Annotated in this window: 2 protein-coding genes and 1 pseudogene; 1 reads left to right on the forward strand and 2 read right to left on the reverse strand. The window is 34.7% G+C overall.

Features of this window, described 5'->3' with window-relative positions:
• Both HGC4_RS13915 and purB read right to left on the reverse strand, forming a co-directional pair.
• A pseudogene (locus HGC4_RS13915) lies at window positions 1-308 on the reverse strand (hypothetical protein); the annotation flags it as partial.
• Window positions 309-369: 61 nt separating this feature from the next.
• Window positions 370-1713: an adenylosuccinate lyase gene (gene purB, locus HGC4_RS13920; protein WP_050709717.1), complete on the reverse strand. Its 1344-nt coding sequence runs from the start codon at window positions 1711-1713 to the stop codon at window positions 370-372.
• A 251-nt stretch (window positions 1714-1964) separates the two neighbouring features.
• On the opposite strand from purB, the gene HGC4_RS13925 reads away from it, so the two are divergent.
• Complete coding sequence (locus HGC4_RS13925) at window positions 1965-2567, forward strand: ribonuclease HII (protein WP_050709718.1); 603 nt, start codon at window positions 1965-1967, stop codon at window positions 2565-2567.
• Window positions 2568-2637: the final 70 nt, after the last annotated feature.

Below are 2637 nucleotides of genomic sequence, written 5' to 3' on the forward strand. Positions count from 1 at the left end.
TAATTACTTCTTCTTTCTCCTGAATTGTAGTTGCCACCTCTGTCTCCGCCAGAATTGTAGTTGCTACGTCTGTCATCGGAATTGTAATTACTTCTTCTTTCTCCAGAGTTGTAATCACTACGTCTATCATCCGCATTATAGTTGCTGCGTCTGTCGTCAGAGTTATTATTATCCCGGTTAATCACAGGGCGAGTATCGCCTACACGAGGACGTTTTTTCTTCGCTTCACTCTGATTATTCTTGTTAAGAGACGGTTTATTTGATGATGAGTAACCATCTCGGCTTTCATTATCTCTGTCTGTAATCATCTGTAATAAGATTTAAATTTTAATCAATCAATTAATTATAATAGCCTCGCGGCTATTTGAGTTATACTCCAGTATATGTATGAGGCGTTATTTTCCTTAATTCTTCTTTTATTTCGTCACAAACAGATAGTCCATTAATGAAATTAGAGATAGAAGTCATTGTAATAGCCTCATTGGTACGAGTCAATTCTTTAAGAGCTTCGTATGGTTTTGGATACCCTTCACGACGCAATATAGTTTGTATTCCTTCAGCTACCACTGCCCAATTTTTCTCTAGATCGTTATCTAAAGCATCTTTATTTAAGAGTAACTTTCCTAATCCTTTAAGTGTACTTTGCAATGAGATAATAATGTGTCCCACAGGAACACCCACATTTCTTAGTACTGTCGAATCGGTTAAGTCTCTTTGTAGACGAGATATTGGCAATTTTGCTGATAAGTGTTCTAATATAGCATTAGCTATGCCCAGATTACCTTCTGCGTTTTCGAAATCAATAGGATTTACTTTATGAGGCATGGCTGATGAGCCTATTTCTCCTGCTTTTATTTTTTGCTTAAAGTATTCCATCGAAATATACTGCCAGAAGTCGCGATTCAAGTCAATCATGATCGTATTTATACGCTTCAATCCGTCAAAGATTGCTGCCATATTATCATAATTAGAGATCTGTGTTGTATATTCTTCTCTTACTAATCCTAATTTATCAGATACAAATTTCGAGCCAAAGTCTTTCCATTTGTATTGAGGATAAGCAACAGTATGAGCATTATAATTACCAGTTGCTCCTCCGAATTTAGCTGAAAATGGAACTGATTTTACTAAATCAACCTGATTCTTAAGTCGACTCACAAAAACCATTATCTCTTTACCTAAGCGGGTAGGGGATGCTGGCTGTCCATGAGTCTTTGCTAACATAGATACTTCTTCCCACTCTTCTGCTCTGCTTTGAAGTAGGTTTATAAGTCCCTCTAAAAGCGGATAATACACATTTTCTAATGCTTCTTTCAAAGAAAGAGGGATTGATGTATTATTTATATCCTGTGAAGTCAATCCAAAATGGATGAATTCTTTGTATTGCTCTAAGTGTAGAACATCAAATTTTTCTTTGATGAAATATTCGACAGCTTTTACATCATGATTAGTTATGCTCTCAATTTCTTTGATGTGAGTAGCATCCTCTTTTGTGAAATTTGTAACTATTTTCCTTAATTCGGGAAAAATTGTATGATTGATATTCTTCAATTGTGGTAATGGAAGTTCGCATAAAGCTATGAAGTACTCAACTTCAACTAATACACGGTATTTGATCAATGCATATTCCGAGAAGTAGTTTGCTAATTCTTCGGTTTTGTTACGATAACGACCATCAATCGGACTAATGGCTGTTAGGGTATCTAATTTCATGATGGTTATTTTGAGTTTAATAGTAAGATATCATCCTTTTTGATGCTCCTAAGTGCCTTACAAAGGTAATTATTAAATCAATTATTTGTAGCCAATTACAAGAAAAAACTTGANAAAATATATGATTATTGGTGAAAATAGGATAAATATATACTAATTCATATTTTAGTATTATATGCTCTAATATAGTTTCTGTCAATTCTATTGCTTCTTTATGAAGCAAGCAAATCTTACATTTCAATAGACTTAAAATGCTTCAATTATTCTTAAATCCTAATGTTGTAGAGGCTGGTTGTGATGAAGCCGGACGCGGATGCTTGGCCGGTCCTGTGTTTGCAGCAGCAGTAATTTTGCCACCCGATTTTAGTTGTGAATTATTGAATGATTCGAAACAACTAAAAGAAAAAACAAGGTATAGTCTACGAACGATTATTGAGGAGCAAGCTTTGGCATGGGCTGTTGGAATTGTCTCGCATTCAGAGATTGATGAGATAAATATTTTGAATGCATCTTTCTTGGCAATGCATAGAGCTGTGTCTGATTTAGCAATTGTCCCCGAACATTTACTCATTGATGGAAATCGGTTTAAGAAGTATGAAGATATACCTCATACTTGTATTGTAAAAGGTGATGGTAAATTTTTAGCTATTGCAGCAGCCTCTGTATTAGCAAAAACTTACAGAGATGACTTTATGATGAAATTAAATGAAGAATACCCTCAGTATGGGTGGAATCAGAATAAAGGATACCCCACTATGAAGCATAGGCTGGCGATTGAAGAACATGGGATAACGCCTTATCATCGTTTGACGTTTAATCTGAAAAACAAACAACTTAGTCTTGATTTTGAGTAATGTCAGCTTTTTGATGCTCTATATATGGTTGTAATAAACTACAGCTATTTTACTTGCCAAAGTAATAAAA

It is taken from the genome of Dysgonomonas sp. HGC4 (genome assembly GCF_001261715.1).
GTDB lineage: Bacteria > Bacteroidota > Bacteroidia > Bacteroidales > Dysgonomonadaceae > Dysgonomonas_A.

What these genes read in the sequence shown, in the direction of transcription:
- purB (WP_050709717.1), bottom strand. Translation starts at nt 1,713, where the DNA reads ATGAAATTAGATACCCTAACAGCCATTAGTCCGATTGATGGTCGTTAT.
- HGC4_RS13925 (WP_050709718.1), top strand. Translation starts at nt 1,965, where the DNA reads ATGCTTCAATTATTCTTAAATCCTAATGTTGTAGAGGCTGGTTGTGAT.